Annotated in this window: 15 protein-coding genes; 6 read left to right on the forward strand and 9 right to left on the reverse strand. The window is 62.0% G+C overall.

What is annotated here, in order from left to right; all coding sequences use genetic code 11:
• Positions 1-327: 327 nt before the first annotated feature.
• The gene (locus PG887_RS19285) at positions 328-867 is read left to right on the forward strand and encodes a gamma carbonic anhydrase family protein (RefSeq protein WP_104456037.1); all 540 of its coding nucleotides are present in this window, start codon (positions 328-330) and stop codon (positions 865-867) included.
• Between the two features lie 77 nt (positions 868-944).
• Here PG887_RS19285 and polA read toward each other — a convergent pair whose 3' ends face one another.
• The gene (gene polA / locus PG887_RS19290; RefSeq protein WP_104455064.1) at positions 945-3,695 is read right to left on the reverse strand and encodes a DNA polymerase I; all 2,751 of its coding nucleotides are present in this window, start codon (positions 3,693-3,695) and stop codon (positions 945-947) included.
• A 401-nt stretch (positions 3,696-4,096) separates the two neighbouring features.
• Here polA and elbB point away from each other — a divergent pair, with 401 nt between their 5' ends.
• Positions 4,097-4,747 (forward strand): isoprenoid biosynthesis glyoxalase ElbB, encoded by a 651-nt coding sequence (gene elbB / locus PG887_RS19295; protein ID WP_048209468.1) that lies wholly within the window; start codon positions 4,097-4,099, stop codon positions 4,745-4,747.
• Between the two features lie 72 nt (positions 4,748-4,819).
• On the opposite strand, the gene PG887_RS19300 is transcribed toward elbB, so the two are convergent.
• From PG887_RS19300 to fieF, 4 genes are all read right to left on the reverse strand, one after another.
• Positions 4,820-5,029, reverse strand: coding sequence for a cell division protein ZapB (locus PG887_RS19300; protein WP_010672454.1), 210 nt, complete (start codon positions 5,027-5,029; stop codon positions 4,820-4,822).
• Between the two features lie 221 nt (positions 5,030-5,250).
• On the reverse strand, positions 5,251-6,531 hold the full coding sequence (locus tag PG887_RS19305) for a hypothetical protein (protein ID WP_010672453.1): 1,281 nt from the start codon (positions 6,529-6,531) through the stop codon (positions 5,251-5,253).
• Between the two features lie 21 nt (positions 6,532-6,552).
• The gene (cysE, locus tag PG887_RS19310; RefSeq protein ID WP_010672452.1) at positions 6,553-7,332 is read right to left on the reverse strand and encodes a serine O-acetyltransferase; all 780 of its coding nucleotides are present in this window, start codon (positions 7,330-7,332) and stop codon (positions 6,553-6,555) included.
• An 8-nt stretch (positions 7,333-7,340) separates the two neighbouring features.
• Positions 7,341-8,252, reverse strand: a complete 912-nt coding sequence (fieF, locus tag PG887_RS19315) for a cation efflux pump FieF (protein ID WP_043155671.1) — start codon at positions 8,250-8,252, stop codon at positions 7,341-7,343.
• An 87-nt stretch (positions 8,253-8,339) separates the two neighbouring features.
• On the opposite strand from fieF, the gene PG887_RS19320 reads away from it, so the two are divergent.
• The 3 genes from PG887_RS19320 to trmL all read left to right on the forward strand — a co-directional run bounded on the left by PG887_RS19320 (position 8,340) and on the right by trmL (position 10,922).
• A complete protein-coding gene (locus PG887_RS19320; protein ID WP_010672450.1) occupies positions 8,340-9,035 on the forward strand; it encodes a response regulator in 696 nt (231 codons plus the stop codon).
• Positions 9,032-10,387 carry an ATP-binding protein gene (locus tag PG887_RS19325; protein ID WP_103244036.1) on the forward strand — a complete coding sequence of 452 codons (1,356 nt, stop codon included), beginning with the start codon at positions 9,032-9,034 and terminating at the stop codon, positions 10,385-10,387. Before PG887_RS19320 ends, PG887_RS19325 begins: the two co-directional genes overlap by 4 nt.
• A 70-nt stretch (positions 10,388-10,457) precedes the next feature.
• Complete coding sequence (gene trmL, locus PG887_RS19330) at positions 10,458-10,922, forward strand: tRNA (uridine(34)/cytosine(34)/5-carboxymethylaminomethyluridine(34)-2'-O)-methyltransferase TrmL (RefSeq protein ID WP_039041146.1); 465 nt, start codon at positions 10,458-10,460, stop codon at positions 10,920-10,922.
• Positions 10,923-10,953: 31 nt separating this feature from the next.
• Here trmL and dinF read toward each other — a convergent pair whose 3' ends face one another.
• The 4 genes from dinF to lexA form a co-directional block, all read right to left on the reverse strand.
• Positions 10,954-12,324, reverse strand: coding sequence for an MATE family efflux transporter DinF (dinF, locus tag PG887_RS19335; protein ID WP_270822635.1), 1,371 nt, complete (start codon positions 12,322-12,324; stop codon positions 10,954-10,956).
• Between the two features lie 14 nt (positions 12,325-12,338).
• Positions 12,339-12,965, reverse strand: coding sequence for an SCO family protein (locus PG887_RS19340; RefSeq protein WP_048209466.1), 627 nt, complete (start codon positions 12,963-12,965; stop codon positions 12,339-12,341).
• A 190-nt stretch (positions 12,966-13,155) separates the two neighbouring features.
• Positions 13,156-13,446, reverse strand: a complete 291-nt coding sequence (locus PG887_RS19345) for a hypothetical protein (RefSeq protein ID WP_010672445.1) — start codon at positions 13,444-13,446, stop codon at positions 13,156-13,158.
• Positions 13,447-13,784: 338 nt separating this feature from the next.
• Positions 13,785-14,411 (reverse strand): transcriptional repressor LexA, encoded by a 627-nt coding sequence (lexA, locus tag PG887_RS19350; RefSeq protein WP_010672444.1) that lies wholly within the window; start codon positions 14,409-14,411, stop codon positions 13,785-13,787.
• 204 nt (positions 14,412-14,615) lie between these two features.
• Here lexA and plsB point away from each other — a divergent pair, with 204 nt between their 5' ends.
• The gene (gene plsB / locus PG887_RS19355) at positions 14,616-17,039 is read left to right on the forward strand and encodes a glycerol-3-phosphate 1-O-acyltransferase PlsB (protein WP_041214121.1); all 2,424 of its coding nucleotides are present in this window, start codon (positions 14,616-14,618) and stop codon (positions 17,037-17,039) included.
• Positions 17,040-17,147 lie beyond the last annotated feature (108 nt).

Genomic DNA, 17,147 nt, shown 5'->3' on the forward strand with positions numbered 1-17,147 from the left:
ACACAGATTGCTTGATTCAAATTGTTAAAGAGCGACGCAGCTTTTGGCTGCTGCGGGAGTGGCATTCTACTCAACCGTCTTCTCGAGTCAAGCCTTATTTGCAAAGGCTTTTTTCGAGGCGCCGACTGGCTTGTTTGCGTTGCCGCTTGCCCTGTCGATGGAGGCGCATTATAGGGAGCGAATTCGTTCTGGCAACCCCTCCTCTGCAATAAAATTGCAAAAATCGGCACTTTTTTAGTTATTCATATCCAAACACAGCTTTTATACAAACTTATCCACAGAAACCGGTGTCGTCTTGCTAGAATGGCCGAAAACAAGGAGGCCAAGATGGACTTGCGACTGAGACCTTACAAGGGAAAATGCCCGCAACTGGGCAAACGGGTATATGTAGATCCCTGTGCCAGCCTGGTGGGGGATATCCAGCTAGGTGACGATGCCAGCATCTGGCCCATGGTGGCCGCCAGAGGGGACGTCAACCATATCCGCATCGGTGCCCGCAGCAATATCCAGGACGGCACAGTGCTGCACCTGACCCGCAAGAGTGCCAGCAACCCCGGCGGCTATCCGCTGCTGATAGGTGAGGATGTCACGGTCGGTCATAAAGCCATGCTGCACGGTTGCACCATAGGCGACCGGGTGCTGGTCGGTATGGGTGCCATCCTGCTGGATGGGGTGATCGTTGAAGACGATGTGATGATCGGGGCGGGCAGCCTGGTGCCACCAGGCAAGCGGCTCGAGGCCGGCTTTCTTTATATGGGCAATCCCGTCAAGCAGGCCCGCCCTCTCAAGCCCGCCGAGATCGCCTTCCTGAAGACCTCGGCCGACAACTATGTGCTGCTCAAGGATGAATACCTGCAAGAGGCCTGACCCTGCAGCCACAAACAGGAAGCCCGGCATGATGCCGGGCTTCTCTTCTTATATAGCTATGTGACCATCAGGCAGGATCAGTGGGCCTGATCCCAGTTGTCACCGGTGCCCGCTTCCACCACCAGCGGCACATACAGTTCAGCCGCACCCGACATCTTATCCTTGATGATGGCGATGTACTCTTCCAGCTTCTCTTCGCGGATCTCGAACACCAGTTCATCGTGTACCTGCATCAACATGCGGATCGACTCGTCTTCAATCCCGCGGATCCAGCCATCCACGTTGATCATGGCGCGCTTGATGATGTCGGCAGCGGTGCCCTGCATGGGAGCGTTGATGGCGGCCCGTTCGGCCGCCTTGCGCAGACCGGCGTTGCGGGACTTGATATCCGGCAGATAGAGGCGACGGCCAAACAGGGTTTCGACATAACCCTGGGCCTCCGCCTGCTGGCGAGTGCGCTCCATGTACTCCAGCACCCCCGGGTAGCGCTCGAAGTAGAGATCCATGTACTTCTGCGCTTCGGCGCGACCGATACCCAGCTGCTTGGCCAGACCGAAGGCGCTCATGCCGTAGATGAGACCGAAGTTGATCGCCTTGGCGCTGCGACGCATGTCGCTGGTCACCGCATCGAGCGCGACGCCGAATACCTCGGCGGCGGTCGCCTTGTGGATGTCCTTGCCCTCGGCAAAGGCGGTCAGCAGCCCCTTGTCACCGGAGAGGTGGGCCATGATGCGCAGCTCGATCTGGGAGTAGTCCGCCGCCACCAGCTTGTAACCAGCGCACGGAATGAAGGCCTGCCGAATGCGGCGCCCCTGTTCGTTGCGCACCGGAATGTTCTGCAGGTTGGGGTCGGTTGACGAGAGTCGACCGGTCGCCGCCACCGCCTGGTGATAGGAGGTGTGCACCCGCCCGGTCTGCGGCTTGATCATCAGCGGCAGCTTGTCGGTGTAGGTGGACTTGAGCTTGGCCAGCCCACGGTGCTCCATCAGCAGACACGGCAGATCATAGGTCTCCGCCAGCTCGGCCAGCACCTCTTCCGCAGTGGATGGCGCTCCCTTGGGGGTCTTTTTGATGATCGGCAGCCCCAGCTTGGTGAAGAGGATCTCCCCAAGCTGCTTGGGCGAGGAGAGGTTGAACTCCTGCCCGGCCAGCTCGTGGGCCTGCTTCTCCAGCTCTGCCAGACGCACTTCGATCTCCTGACTCTGCTGATGCAGCAGCTTGGGCTCGATGGTGGTACCGAGTCGCTCCATCCGTGCCAGCACCGGCAGCAGGGGCAGTTCGATCTCGCTGAACACCTTGGCGAGACCCGGTTCGGCAGAGAGCTTGCCCCACAGCGTCTGATGCAGACGCAGGGTGATGTCGGCATCTTCCGCCGCGTAAGGGGCCGCCTGCTCCAGTTCAATCTGGTTGAAGGTGAGCTGCTTGACCCCCTTGCCGGCGATCTCTTCGAACGAGATGGTTTCGGCGTTCAGATACCTGCGGGCCAGGGAATCCATGTCGTGGCGGCTGGCAGTGGAGTTGAGCACATAGGATTCGAGCATGGTGTCGTAGGCGATACCCTGCAGCTCGATGCCGTGGTTGAGCAGCACATTGCGGTCGTACTTGAGGTTCTGCCCCACCTTGAGACGGGCCGGATCTTCCAGCAGCGGTTTGAGCTTGCCGAGTACCACGGCCTCGGTCAGCTGCACCGGCGCCCCCAGATAGTCGTGGCCGAAGGGCACATAGGCCGCCTTGCCCGGCTCGATGGCAAAGGAGACGCCAACGACCCGCGCTTCCATATAGTCGAGACTGGTGGTCTCGGTGTCGAAGGAAAACAGCGGCGCCGCCTGCAACCGTGCCAGCCACTCATCGAATTCGGCCTCATCCAGAATGCAGCGATAGTCGGTTTCGATGGCGGCTACCGGGGCGGCGCCTTCCTCATCACCTGCGGCTTCGCTCTCCTCGCCACCAGACTCCAGTTCTTTGATCAGGTTGCGCAGCTCGTACTCGCGGTAGACCGCCAGCAAAGCCTCCTTGTCGATGGGACCAAGCTGCAGCTCTTCCAGACTCTGCTCCAGGACCACGTCGGTCTTGATGGTGGCCAGCACGTAGGAGAGGCGCACCTGCTCTTCCTGCTCGCGGAACTTGTCGGCAAACGCCTTGGAGCCGCGGAAGCCGAGCGCCGCCACCTTGTCGAGGTTGGCGGCAATCTCGTCGATGCTGCCTATCCCCTGCAACAGGGCCAGTGCGGTCTTCTCGCCGACACCGGTCATGCCGGGAATGTTGTCCACCTTGTCCCCCATCAGCGCCAGGTAATCGATGATGAGCTCGGGCGGTACGCCGAACTTCTCGATCACCCCTTCCCGATCGGTCTTCACATCCTTCATGGTGTCGATCAGGGTGACATGGTCGGAGACCAGCTGCGCCATGTCCTTGTCGCCGGTGCTGATGAGCACAGGCAGCTGTTTCTCGGTCGCCTGACGGGCCAGGGTGCCGATCACGTCGTCGGCCTCCACCCCTTCGACCATCAGGAAGGGGAAACCCATTGCCTTGATCATCTGGTGGATAGGAGCGACCTGGCTGCGCAGATCGTCCGGCATGCTGGCGCGTGTTGCCTTGTATTCGGGATAGATGTCGTCACGGAAGGTCTTGCCCTTGGCGTCGAACACCACGGCCACGTGGCAGTCGGGGTACTGCTTGCGAAGGCTGCGCATCATGTTGGCCATGACACGGACGGCGCCGCTAGGCAAGCCGGTCGAGGTGCGCAGATCGGCCTGCTGCGAGGCAAAGAAGGCGCGGTAAAGATATGAAGATCCGTCGACCAGAATAAGAGGATTGCTAGAGGCCATGAAAATCGTCCTGCCAAGAATAAACAGCCGCTAGGATGCCACAGGGCCCGCACCACACCAAGGGGACTCCCACCATCACCCCGGCGCACCGGTGGGGCATATTGCTGTGGATAACTCTGTGCTCAAAAATGGCACCATTGCATCACGGCCGTGACAAATCTGTGGATTAAAACAAAAAATATCTTTTAAAACAATATGTTGAGATCATGAAAACTCAACATGACGCACGCATCATGATCTCGATCAATGTGGAAAAAAATTCAAGAGGGGTGCTGAGGCAGGATCCAAAACGAAACAATCCTAGCACAGGGAGATGACTTGACCAGCGGAGGTCGAACGATAACCATACAAAAGTACAACAATCTACCCTGGCTCACATTTTCAACAACGAGGAGTCTGTCATGAAAAAAGTGGCCGTGATCTTGAGTGGTTGTGGCGTGTTTGACGGCGCCGAAATCCACGAGGCCGTCATCAGCCTGCTGGCGCTGGCCCGTCAGGGAGCATCCGTTCAATGCTTCGCCCCCAATGTCCCTCAGCTTCATGTCATCAATCACCTGACCGGCGAGGTCAACGAGGGAGAGAGCCGCAACGTGCTGGTCGAGGCGGCCCGCATCTGCCGCGGCCAGATCAGGGATGTGGCTGAACTGGATGCAGCCGACTTCGACGCCCTGCTGGTGCCGGGCGGCTTCGGCGCCGCCAAGAACCTGTGTGACTTCGCCATCAAGGGCGCAGAGTGCCGCATCCAGCCGGATGTGCTGAAGGCCTGCCAGAGCTTTGCCAGAGCCGGCAAACCGGCCGCCTACATCTGCATCGCACCGGCCATGATCCCGCTCATCTATGGGGCAGGCACCCTGGCCACCATTGGCAACGACGAGGGCGCCGCCAACGCCATCGAAGCCATGGGTGGCAGTCATCTCGACTGCCCGGTGAGCGAGTTCGTGGTGGATCAGGAGCGCAAGGTCATCTCCACTCCTGCCTACATGCTGGCCAACAATATTGTGGAGGCGGCGGACGGCATCGAGAAGACCGTCAAACAGCTGCTGGCACTCTGATTGCCCGGCAGACCAAAACAAGCGGGCCGCTCAAAGAGCGGCCCGCTTTCATTCCGGTCAATCTAGACGGGATCAGATGGCATCGCCCATCTGGTCCATCTTGCCCAGCAGGGCACGCAGACGCTCTTGCCAGGCAACGTGCTCATTGCGCAGTTGGTGGTTTTCGTCTTGCAGCTTGCTGTTCTGCTCTTTCAGCTCGTCCAGCTCCATCTTCAGCAAGGAGATGTTGTCGACGGCGGATTGTACTTTGGATTCGAGTTGCTCAAGGACTTCTAGTGACATATGCATACCTGTATGTTCAATTGCGATGCCCCACAGAGGGCGATTCAAGCGCGTGGAGCCAGCATACCCTGATGCGCTCGGCACAAACAAGCCAGCACGTTGCAAAATGCGCCCTGCGGCCCGGTATTGATTAAATATGCGTCGGTTTTTCTCGCAGGCAGCAGGAACCTCGATCCCGGGCGTCCGCCGTGGCACAACCCGCCCTCCTGCCGATGCCGCCATCAGCCATGCAAGGCGATGAAGCCCCCCATCATCAGACAGGCCACGGCGTACATCAACAGGCCGTAGAGCAGGTTCCAGCGCAGCAGCAGCCCGGCGCTCAGGTTGTAGCGGGACGCCAGCGCCAGATTGGAGCCGGAGAGCGGGCTCGTCCCGGTCGCCAGCCCCCACCCCATGAGGAAGCACATGCCAAGCAGGCTGGGATCCGGTGCCAGCGGCCAGAGCAGCGGCGCCACCCCCGAGATGCTGATGAGAGGATGCACGCCCACTATGGCCACCAGGAAGATCAGCAGCAGGGTCAGACAGGCTTCCAGCCAGCCGAAGTGGTTGAACAGCGGCAGGCCGTGGCCACTGCCAAAGTCCAGTACTGACAGCGCGCTGTTGATGCCAGCCGCCAGCAGGCCGGCCCCCAGAAACAGCACAAGCTGGCCACCGATGGCCGGGAAGCGCTCAACCACCTGGCGCTTGAGAGCAGCCCCTCGCCCCGCTTGCGGCATGAACAGCAAGGCCAGCAAGGGCGCCACCAGGGCGATCACCGCCAGAATGCTGAGTCCGGGCCAGAAACGGTGGATCACCAGCACCAGCAGTGCCAGGGTCACCGGTAGCCCCAGGGTCTGGAGCCGCAGCGGATAACCTTCAAAGGTCTCCACACCGAGTCGCTCTACCTGCCAGGCTGTCAGCCCCATGGCCAGCAAAGCCGCCAGTATGCCAAAAGGCAGTATACTGCCCAGTTGCAGACCCGGTGCATAGGTGAGGGCCACCGCCATGGCGACGAAGAAGGGGGACCAAAACGCAGCCGCACAGAAGATCCGGCTCAGCACCATGACCTGACGCCGCTCCAGCGTCCCGTTGCGCTCCAGCCGATCGCCGATGATGAAGAGCACCGAAAGATTGATGACGGCCCCCAGCAGATTGAGGCTGGCCATGGTGCTCCACAGCCCCTTGCGACCGGACCAGGAGGCGGTGCCGGTCAAGAGGCCGGAGGTAGCCAGATTGAGGGTGCTCACTGCGGCAAACATGGTCAGCATGTTGATGTTCGGCAAGAGCCAGTCACCTGGGCTGAGGCTGGCACCTCGCCACCAGGAAAAGAGCAGCAGCAGGAGCGCCGCGCCGTAGAGGGCCAGCGCCTGGCGCCGTGCGGCCCCCACCAGCCAGGGCCAGGTGAGCAGGGAGGCGGCCCAGGCCGCGATGGCGGCGGGCCAGGGGGAGAAGTCCAGATAAAGGTGCAGCAGGTTGAGCAGCCACATCCCCAGGATCAGAAAGCCTGACCAGCGCTTGACCATACAACGGCCTCGGTCAGGGGATCAGAGGCACTGATCCATGTCCAGGGAAGGTTTGTCGCACTCGGGGCGGCCCACAATCCTGGCGGGCACGCCAGCGACCGTGGTGTGAGGCGGCACCGGGTTGATCACCACGCTGCCGGCACCGATCTTGGCGCCGACGCCCACCTCGATGTTGCCAAGCACCTTGGCCCCCGCCCCTATCATCACCCCTTCCCGGATTTTGGGGTGACGATCGCCACTCTCCTTGCCGGTCCCCCCCAGAGTCACACTCTGAAGGATGGAGACGTCGTTCTCGATGACGGCGGTTTCCCCGACCACGATACCGGTGGCATGGTCAAACATGATGCCCTTGCCGATGCGGGCGGCCGGGTGTACATCCACGCCGAACACCACGGAGATCTGGTTTTGCAGATAGAGCGCCAGGGCACGGCGTCCCTGACGCCACAGCCAGTTGGCCACCCGATACCCCTGAAGAGCATGGAATCCCTTGAGGTAGAGCAGCGGGGTGGAGAAGAGGTCGACCGCCGGGTCGCGATCCTGCACCGCGCAGATGTCGGCGGCCACTGCGGCCAGCAGCTCGGGTTCGCTGCGCAGGGCCAGCTCGATCACTTCCCGCAAGGCGATGGCAGGCATGGTGGTGCTGTCGAGCTTGTTGGCGAGCTGGAAGCTCAGCGCCGAGCGCAAATCCCGGTGATTGAGAATGGTGGAATGAAAGAAGCTGGCCAGCATGGGCTCCTGGGCCGCCATGCTCTGCGCTTCCTGCTGAATTTTTTGCCAGGTTCTGGCAACCAGATCATCCATGTTGCAGCCTACTGTTGTTCAGGGTGAGTGCTTTGTCGTTCTTTTGTCAGCACCGAGATGGGGTCCATGTGAATGATCACATCCATCCGCTCGAAGGCCTGGCGGACGGCCAGTTCAGCCTCGTCGGCTATCTGATGGGCCCTGACCAGAGGCAGTTGATCATCGAGTTCCAGATGCAACTGCACGAAACGGGTCGGCCCGGATTGGCGGGTACGCAGGTCATGTACGCCATGCACCCCTTCTACGGCACAGCAGAGGGCCATTATTCTCGCTTGTTCCTCCTCTGGCAACTGACGATCGAGCAGGGCCTGCACCGATTCGTAGCCGATATGGACAGCCCCCCACACCAGGAACAGACCGATCAGAATGGCAAACAGGCCGTCGGCCCAGTACCATCCCTGCCCCGCCAGCACCAGTGCCACCAGCACGCCGCCATTGAGCAGCAGGTCGGAACGGTAGTGCAGCATGTCGGCCTTGATGGCCACACTGTTGGTCTTGCGGATGACAAAGCCCTGGAAGCTCACCAGCAGCAGGGTCAGCACGATGGAGCCGACGCTGACCCAGATCCCCGCCTCCAGGCGCACCACGGGCACTTGATTCAGCATCGACGAGATGCCGTGCATCACCAGCAGCAGGGCGGACCCCGAGATGAAGGCCGACTGCACCAGACCCGCCAGGGACTCCGCCTTGCCGTGGCCGAAGCGATGCTCTTCGTCGGCAGGTGCCAGCGCATAACGGATGGCCAGCAGATTGATGAGAGAGGCGCTGATGTCCATGAAGGAATCGGTCAGGGATGCCAGCAGGCTGGATGAATCCGTCATCAGCCAAGCGATCAGTTTGCCCAGGATGAGCAGGGTGGCGGTGGTCACAGCGGCCATGCTGGCCAGGGTAACCCAGCGGGAATAGTGTTGGTGGCTCAAAACCGGCTTTCCTCCGACGCGTAAAAACTTATTATACCCTGACCCGGACGTCAGTTTGGCGTGCAAAATCAACAGAGTGACTCCCAGATGAACAAAATACTCCTGGTCGACGACGATCTCGAACTGACCCAGCTGCTCACCGAAATCCTGACCCTGGAGGGGTTTGAGGTCACCGTCGCCGAGGATGGGGAAGAGGGATTGCAGCGACTGGCAGAACAGGCTTTCGACCTGGTGCTGCTGGACGTCATGATGCCCAGACTCAACGGTTTCGCCATGCTGACCCGGCTGCGCAAGACCCACGACACCCCGGTGTTGATGCTGACCGCCCGTGGCGACAGCCAGGATCGGGTCAACGGGCTGGAGGCCGGTGCCGACGACTATCTCGCCAAGCCGTTCGACGACCGGGAGCTGCTGGCCCGGGTGCGCGCCATCCTGCGTCGAACCCAGAGCCAGGCTCCCCAGCGCGGCGGCAGCTCGGAAGAGGTGCGCTTCATGGATCTGGTGCTGCAGCCCGGCCTGCAACAGGCTCGCTGCGACGATCAGTTGCTGGAGCTCACTGCCACCGAGTTCGGCCTGCTGGAGTGCCTGCTGCGCAATCCGGGCCAGATCGTCAGCAAGGGCCTGCTCTCCGAACAGGTGCTGGGCAAGAAGCTCGAACCTTTCGATCGGGCCATCGACATGCACCTGAGCAACCTGCGCAAGAAGCTGCCGGAGCGGGCTGACGGCCAGCCCCGCTTCAAGACGGTGCGGGGACGAGGCTACTTGTGGCTGGAGCAGGCATGAAATCGGCCCGCACCTTCAACGGCCTTTCCACCCAGATCTTCCTCTGGTTCTGGTTCATCCTGCTACTGGTCGTGGCTGCGGTGGTGATCCTCCCCACCCTGGACCCCCGCAATATCATCCCGCTGCCGGCCCACGAGGTCACCCGTCTCAACAACAACCTGGCGGCGCTGCAACGGGGCGCGGATCCCGAGCAGGATTTCGATCTGGCCAAGGCCATCGATGCCGCGGGCCTCTTGCCGGTGGACAACATCTATCTACGCGATGCCAAGGGGCAGATGCAGTCCAGCACCCGGCTGAGCAAGTTCGTGATCCGTTTCATGCTCGACTCGGACAACCCGGCCAAGCCCATGCTGGGCAGCGAACACCAGCGCGCCATCGCCGGCCCCTTCCAGATGGTCCATCACGGCCAGACCTATCACGTCTATTTCGGTCTGAACGTCGAAAACTCCTACCTGTTCCTCTTCATCCAGATCCTGGATCACCCCATCCAGATCCTGGGCATCGCCATGCTGGTCAGCACCCCGCTCTGTCTATTGCTCGCCTGGCGTCTGACCCGCCCCATACTGCAGTTGCAGCAGTCGGTCTCCCAACTCGCCCAGGGCAACCTGGAAATACAGATCCCCAACCTGGGGCGGCGCGACGAGATAGGCCAGCTGGCCGAACATGTCAGTCGCATGGTCGATACCCTCAAGGACATGATCCAGAAGCAGAAGCAGTTGCTCTCCGACATCTCCCACGAGCTGCGCAGCCCCCTGACCCGCATCCAGCTCGCACAGGCGCTGATCCGCCGCAAGCAGGGGGACAGCGCCGAGCTGGCGCGCATCGAAGGGGAGATAGCCCGGCTCGACAAGCTGATAGGGGATCTGCTGGATCTGTCGCGGGTGCAGCAACATGTGGAGGCGCCGGTGACGCTGCCCCTGGCGGAGCTGCTGGAGCCCATCCTGGACGACGCCATGTTCGAGGCAAACCAGAACGGCAAACAGCTCAGGCTCCCCTCCCTGCCCGCCGAATCCCTCACCATGTGGCCGGAGCTGCTGGCGCGCGCCCTGGAAAACCCCCTGCGCAACGCCCTCAAGTATGCCCGCGAGTTCATCAAAGTGGACTGGTACCGGGAGGGACGGGAATGGGTGATGACCATACGGGATGACGGCCCGGGCGTGCCGGTGGAGCAGCAGCCCCGGTTGTTCCTGCCCTTCTTTCGGGTGGACGATGCCCGCAACGCCAAGACCGGGGGCACGGGTCTCGGCCTTGCCATCGCCGCCGAGGCGATCCAGCGTCATGGGGGGACCATCCGGGCCAGCAGCAATCAGCCGACCGGACTGGTCATCACCATCCGTCTGCCCATGCCCTGACCTCCCCCTTTTCATCGGCACGGGTGCTGGGTATGCTGGCGCCCGTTTCGCACCAGCCCAGGATCCTTCCATGCTCGATATCGTGCTCTACCAACCGGAAATCCCCCCCAACACCGGCAACATCATTCGCCTCTGCGCCAATACCGGCTACCGGTTGCACCTGATAGAGCCCCTGGGGTTCGAGTGGGATGACAAACGGGTCAAGCGGGCCGGGCTCGACTATCACGAGTTTGCCGACGTCAAGCGCTGGCCTGACTATGAGGCGTTTCTGGCGGCCGTCGCCCCCCAACGGGTCTTTGCCTGCACCACCAAGGGACGCACCGCCCACTCGGCGGCCCGGTTTGCCCCCGGTGACGCTCTGCTGTTCGGGCCCGAGAGCCGAGGCCTGCCCATGGAGATCATCGAGAGCCTGCCATTCGAGCAGCGGCTGCGCATCCCCATGCTGCCCCAGAGCCGCAGCATGAATCTGGCCAACGCCGTCGCGGTGTTCGTCTACGAGAGCTGGCGACAGTTCGACTATTCAGGCTCGCTCTGACCGCTGACGATATTGGCAAGGCAGCCAGGATTCAGACTGACTGCGCCGCCCCCTGCCCCGCCAGCAGCCGTCCATCACGCTCCAGTCGCCAGCAGAGCCAGCCCAGCGTCAGGCCACGACCGGCCATCAAGGCACTCATGGCGGCCCACAGGGCCGCCACACCCCATCCCTGGCAGAACCACCAGATGGGAAAGAAGCCGGCAAACACCGCCACCAGCATGCTGTTGCGCATCTCCCGGGCCCGGGTGGCGCCGATAAAGACCCCGTCCAGCAGGAAGCACCAGACCGCCAGCAGCGGCATGGCCACCAGCCAGGGGAGCTGACGTTGCGCCTCGGCGATCACCGCCGGTATGTCGGTAATGTGGCGGATGAGCCAGTGGCCCCCCAGGGCAAACGAGAGGGTGAATGCCAAGGCGATCAGCAGCGCCCAGCCCAGATTGAGGACGATGGCCTCTCGCAGCAGCGGCCGATCACGCCGCCCGATGGCGCGCCCTACCATGGCTTCCACCGCATAGGCAAATCCATCCAGCCCGTAGGAAATCAGCATCAGGAAATTGAGCAGCACCGCATTGGCGGCCACCGCCACATCCCCCAGCCTGGCCCCCTGCAGAGTCATGAACACGAAGCAGAGTTGCAGGCAGAGTGAGCGGATGAAAATATCCCGGTTCAGGGCGAGCAGCCGCAGCAGGGCCGGCCACTGGCGCCAGCGCTGCCAGGCGTTGTGCCACACCCCGGGATCAAGTCGGCGCAGATGCCGGCTCACCAGCCAGAACCCCACCCCGAGCGTGCTGTAATCCGCCAGCAGGGAAGCTGCGGCCACCCCTTTCACCTGCCAGCCCAATCCCAGCACGAACCAGGCATCCAGCACCATGTTGACGAGATTGCCCAGGATCAGCAGCAGCATGGGACTGCGTGCATCCTGCATGCCCAGCAACCACCCCATGATGACCAGATTGCACAAGGCCGCCGGGGCGCTCCAGACCCGCACCGACACATATTGACCGGCATAGGTCTGTACCTCGGAAGAGCCGCCACCGAGGGCGATGATGGCAGGCAGGAACGGCAGCAACAGGAGCAACAGCGCCATGCCCAGTCCGATCGCCAAGCCCAGGGCCCGCGCCAGGGTGTCGAGCTGCCCTTCGGCATGGGCTGCACCCTGAGCCTGGGCGGTCAGCCCTGTGGTGGACATGCGCAGGAAGCCAAGCAGCCAGAACAGCAGATTGATGAAGGTCGCACCGACCGACACGCCGCCGAGAAACCAGGCCTGGCCAAGATGACCGATCACCCAGGTGTCCACCAACCCCAGCAAGGGCGTGGTGACGTTGGAGAACACCATGGGCAGGGCCAGGGCGAAGACGGCTCTGTGGCGGCGAGGATCCTTCAGCCAGGCGGGAATCAGCATGGTGCGCGCCGGGATCACTCGCCAGCCAGCCGCACGATGCGCGCGAAGTCGGCCACCATGGCCTGCATGTCCACGTGGGGCACCTCACCCGGTGCCACTTTGGGTCGGAAGGTGGCCACCAGCTTCCCCTCGGGGTTGATCAGCACGATGGAGGCGGAGTGGTCGATCAGGTAGTCCTTGCGATCCCCTTCCACGATGGAATAGACCAGCCCCAGATTGCGGACCAGAGGAAAGAGGGCACTGTGAGGTGCGGTCGCCGCCTTGAACTCGGGCTCGAAGAAGGCGGTATAGCTCTTCAGGCGGGCACTGTCATCCCGCTGGGGATCCGCCGAGATGAATACCACCTGGCTAGTGGGGGCTATCTTCTTCAACGCCGGATAGACGCTGCGCAGATCCGCCAGCGTGGTCGGACAGACATCCGGGCAGTAGGTGTAGCCGATGAACAGAAAGCTCCAGTGTCCCGTCAGGTTGGCAGGGGTAAAGGGCTGTGCATCCGCATCCGTGAGGGCAAACGGGTTGATGTCTCGCCCCGCCGGGTAGTAATCGGCCTGTTCCGGCACCGCGGGCTGACTCCAGTAATAAGCCGCCGCAATGGCGCCGATAAACAGCAACAGCAGCAGGTAAAAGCGTGGTTTAACCATATAAAACAAAGCCTTGCTTATGTTAGAAGCCCTAGGGGCAAAACCGGTAGGGGTCATTGTAACCCGCCTGCCCCCGCCGATGGCTAGTCTTGCATCCCGGCGGGAAAGCGTCTGTGCCATGGATAAGCCGCATCGGCGCCAAAACAAGAGCCCCGCTCTGGCGGGGCTCTTGTTTGTACAGGAAGAGGGATCAGGGCCGCAGCCTGTGCTGCGGCTGGGCACGTCTCAGGGGGACGCGCAGCGGGATGACGGGGGCAGTCCAGGGCTCATCCGGCAATCCGATGTCGTGATGACGGCGAAACAGACGAACCAGGCGGACAATCTTGTCTTTGGGGCACCCAAGCCAGATGGTCCAACCATCTCCCTTGTGATAGACCCAGAGCGCATAGAACCATGTCATCCGACTGCCCTTGATGAATCGGGTGATGGAAGATGCGGGCGCTGCGGCCGGCACCGGATCCCACGGCGAGCTTGAAGCCATACCTGTCCTCCTTGCTCAACAGGTCACGCTGACGGGTCTCTTTGTCCCCAACGACGAACCAACCACGGCAGCGTACTGACTGTACGAGTCCCCAGTCTGAGGCGACTCTCCCTTCTGCGCACCGACCCGGCGATCATGCATCCCTGCCATGGCGTACTGCCCGGTGCGACTCCCCCTTCCCTCATGACAGGGGCCTTATCAAAGGATATATCCGAAATGCATGTCGTGCGGCGAGACTGTGCACAGGAAGGAGAAGCGAAAAGATGGGGAGGAAGATGCCATCGGCAGATGAAAATGAAGAGGCCTCCCGCAGGAGGCCTCTTCATCGCATCGGATGCTTACATCCAGTCGGCGTTGCGGATCACACCGACCGCCAGGCCCTCTATGGTAAGGTGCTGACTGGCGAGATCCACCTCGATGGGGGAGAGCTCTTCGTTTTCCGGCAGCAGCCACACCTGGCTGCCCTTGCGCTGGAAGCGCTTGACGGTGACGTCCTCGTCGAGCCGTGCCACAACGACCTGGCCGTTGCGTACCTCCTGGGTCTTGTGTACCGCCAGCAGGTCCCCGTCCATGATGCCGATGTTCTTCATGCTCATGCCCTGCACCCGCAGCAGAAAGTCTGCCCGCGGGTGGAACAGGGCGGGATCCACCTGGTAATGGCTCTCGATGTGTTCCTGGGCCAGGATGGGTTCCCCGGCCGCCACCTTGCCGATCAGTGGCAGGCCGTTTTCTTCAGGCTGCACGTCCTCTTCTTCGAGCAGCAGACGAATGCCGCGGGACGTACCCGGCATGATCTCGATGACCCCTTTTTTGGCCAGGGCCTTCAGATGTTCTTCGGCCGCGTTGGCCGACTTGAAGCCAAGCTTCTGGGCAATCTCGGCGCGAGTCGGCGGCATGCCGGTCTCGTTCATGTTCGCCTTGATGAGCTCGAGTACTTCAGCCTGGCGAGGGGTAAGGGGTTTCATAGCATGGGCACCTGTCTTTTTATACAGCACACTGGCAGTATATACAGTGCTGGGGCCAAGGCAAGGCGCAACTGGCATTTGTCGCGACCCGACGCACATTTGTCCCTCCCCCCGCTCTGAAGTGCCGACTCATCGTACCTCTCGGCGACAAGCAGCCGGTGATTTGCTATGCTCACGCCGCATTTTTTTGGAGAGCAGACGCACATGTCCCTTGGACAGAAGATTTCCAGAGCCATCCTGCAATGGCCGGTCAGCGGCTTGGTCAATCACAAGAGCCTGCCGGAAAACCCCATCACCGAGCTCAAGCTGGATCCGGCCAGACCCATCGTCTATGCCCTGAAGACCAGCTCGATCACCGACCTGATGACCCTGCAACAGTGCTGCGAGGATCTCGGCCTGCCCGGCCCCTTCACGCCGCTGGAGCTGAACGGTCAACTGCTGCCACGCTACGTCTGTCTGGATCGTCCGCCTCCCCTGTTCGGCACGCGCAACAAGCCACTCCCCTTCCTGCAGGAGTTCCACCAGCTGCTGGACCTGCACAAGCAGGATCCGGCGCTGGATATCCAGGTAGTACCCGTCACCCTGTTCTGGGGCCGCGCCCCGGGCCGGGAAGGCGAGGAGGCCTCCGGCTGGAACATCATCAGTAGCCTGGCGCCAAACCGCCTGAAGAAGGCGCTGATCGTGATCCTGAAAGGGCGCGAGAACCTGGTGCGCTTCTCCCCGCCCCTCTCCCTGCGCTACATGGCGGACAAGCACGGCACCGACGAGGCCATCGCCCACAAGCTGGCGCGGGTGGCCCGTACCCACTTCAGCCGCCAGCAGCTGGCCGCCACCGGGCCCAAGCTGCCGAACCGCAACCTGCTGTTCAAGCAACTGCTGGATTCGAGCGTGATCCAGCAGGCCATCGAGGAGGAGGCCAGACGGGAAGGGATCAGCCTGGAGAAGGCGCAAAAGCGTGCCCACGGCTACATGGACGAGATCGCCTCCAATTTCTCCTATCGGTTGATCCGCCTCGGGGAGAGTTTCCTCGGCTGGCTGTGGAACAAGCTCTATCGCGGCCTCTCGGTCAACGGAGCAGAGCAGGTGCGTCAGCTGGCCCAGGAAGGGCACGAGATCGTCTACGTCCCCTGCCATCGCAGCCACATGGATTACCTGCTGCTCTCCTACGTCATCTACCACCAGGGCATGGTGCCGCCCCACATCGCGGCGGGCATCAACCTCAACTTCTGGCCAGCGGGCCCCATCTTCCGCCACGGCGGCGCCTTCTTCATCCGCCGCACCTTCAAGGGCAATCCGCTCTACAGCACGGTATTCCGGGAGTACCTCAACCTGCTGTTCGCCAAGGGCTACTCGGTGGAGTTCTTCACCGAGGGCGGGCGTTCGCGTACCGGTCGCCTGCTGCCCCCCAAGACCGGCATGCTGGCCATGACCCTGCAGGCCATGATGCGCGGGCTGGACAGGCCGGTGACCCTGGTCCCCGTCTACCTCGGCTACGAGCACGTGATGGAGGTGAACACCTACCACAACGAACTCAAGGGGAGCCGCAAGGAGAAGGAGAGCTTCCTGCAGGTGCTCGGCATCCTGCGCAAGCTGCGCAACTATGGCCGCGGCTTCGTCAACTTCGGTGAGCCGCTGACCCTCAACAATTACCTCAACGAGCACGTGCCCAGCTGGAAGGATCACATCGGTGAGGAGGAGCGTCCCGAGTGGATGGCCTCCACCGTCAACCAGCTGGCCGAGCTGCTGATGACCCGCATCAACGATGCCGCCGCCGTCAACGGCCTGACCCTGAGTGCCCTGGCCCTGCTGGCCGCCGAGCGCCACGCCCTGACCCGGGACGAACTCCAGGCCCAGCTCAACACCTATCTGGACCTGCTCAAGCAGGTGCCCTACAGCCCGCACAGCACCATGCCGGACGAGGACGCCAGGACCCTGCTGGAGCAGGCGATGGAGCTCAACAAGTTCGAGGTGAGCGAGGACAAGCTGGGCCAGATCATCAGCCTGGACCGCTATCAGGCGATCCTGCTCACCTACTACCGCAACAACATACTGCACCTGTTCGCCATGCCCTCTCTGGTGGCGGCCCTGATCGAGCGGTGCGAGGGGATCTCCCGCAGCGAGATCGTCGCCCGCTGTGTCGACATCTACCCCCTGCTCAAGACCGAACTCTTCCTGCGCTATGAAGAGGACGAGCTGCCGGAACTGATCGATGCCCTGCTGGCCGAGCTGTTACGCCAGCAACTGGTCGAGGCACGCGACGGCGGCTACTGGGTCAACCCCGGCAACCAGATGCGCCTGCTGCTCTTGGCCGAAAGCATTCAGGAGACCCTGCAACGCTACGCCATCGTGCTGACCCGCATGCTGGCCCAACCCCACATCGAGGCGGAGCAACTGGAAGCGGACGGCCTGATGATGGCGGAGCGCCTCGGCACCCTGCACGGCATCAACGCCCCCGAGTTCTTCGACCAGAAGCTGTTCAGCACCCTGATCCACACCCTGCGCAGCGAAGGCTATCTGGATCCGGGCTGCAAACCGGATCTCGGCCGCTTCCAGGCATTGGCCGACAACATAGTGCCGCTGCTTAGCAACAAGATCCGCCGCACCATCCAGGCGGGCAACCGGCTCTGAGGCGTCGACACCCAACAAAAAGGCCGCATCATGCGCAATGCTGTTCACTTAAGCGGAGCCGCATTGCGATTTACCGGAAAACGGGTCTTTGATATCTTCACCGCCCTG

Origin of the sequence: Aeromonas sp. QDB14 (genome assembly GCF_027707845.1) — a bacterium.
Classification (GTDB): domain Bacteria; phylum Pseudomonadota; class Gammaproteobacteria; order Enterobacterales; family Aeromonadaceae; genus Aeromonas; species Aeromonas caviae.

Coding starts and splice junctions, on each gene's coding strand:
- lexA (WP_010672444.1), bottom strand. CDS start 14,411: ATGAAACCCCTTACCCCTCGCCAGGCTGAAGTACTCGAGCTCATCAAG.
- polA (WP_104455064.1), bottom strand. CDS start 3,695: ATGGCCTCTAGCAATCCTCTTATTCTGGTCGACGGATCTTCATATCTT.
- PG887_RS19285 (WP_104456037.1), top strand. CDS start 328: ATGGACTTGCGACTGAGACCTTACAAGGGAAAATGCCCGCAACTGGGC.
- PG887_RS19320 (WP_010672450.1), top strand. CDS start 8,340: ATGAACAAAATACTCCTGGTCGACGACGATCTCGAACTGACCCAGCTG.
- PG887_RS19305 (WP_010672453.1), bottom strand. CDS start 6,531: ATGGTCAAGCGCTGGTCAGGCTTTCTGATCCTGGGGATGTGGCTGCTC.
- PG887_RS19325 (WP_103244036.1), top strand. CDS start 9,032: ATGAAATCGGCCCGCACCTTCAACGGCCTTTCCACCCAGATCTTCCTC.
- trmL (WP_039041146.1), top strand. CDS start 10,458: ATGCTCGATATCGTGCTCTACCAACCGGAAATCCCCCCCAACACCGGC.
- PG887_RS19345 (WP_010672445.1), bottom strand. CDS start 13,446: ATGGCTTCAAGCTCGCCGTGGGATCCGGTGCCGGCCGCAGCGCCCGCA.
- PG887_RS19300 (WP_010672454.1), bottom strand. CDS start 5,029: ATGTCACTAGAAGTCCTTGAGCAACTCGAATCCAAAGTACAATCCGCC.
- dinF (WP_270822635.1), bottom strand. CDS start 12,324: ATGCTGATTCCCGCCTGGCTGAAGGATCCTCGCCGCCACAGAGCCGTC.
- cysE (WP_010672452.1), bottom strand. CDS start 7,332: ATGGATGATCTGGTTGCCAGAACCTGGCAAAAAATTCAGCAGGAAGCG.
- plsB (WP_041214121.1), top strand. CDS start 14,616: ATGTCCCTTGGACAGAAGATTTCCAGAGCCATCCTGCAATGGCCGGTC.
- elbB (WP_048209468.1), top strand. CDS start 4,097: ATGAAAAAAGTGGCCGTGATCTTGAGTGGTTGTGGCGTGTTTGACGGC.
- PG887_RS19340 (WP_048209466.1), bottom strand. CDS start 12,965: ATGGTTAAACCACGCTTTTACCTGCTGCTGTTGCTGTTTATCGGCGCC.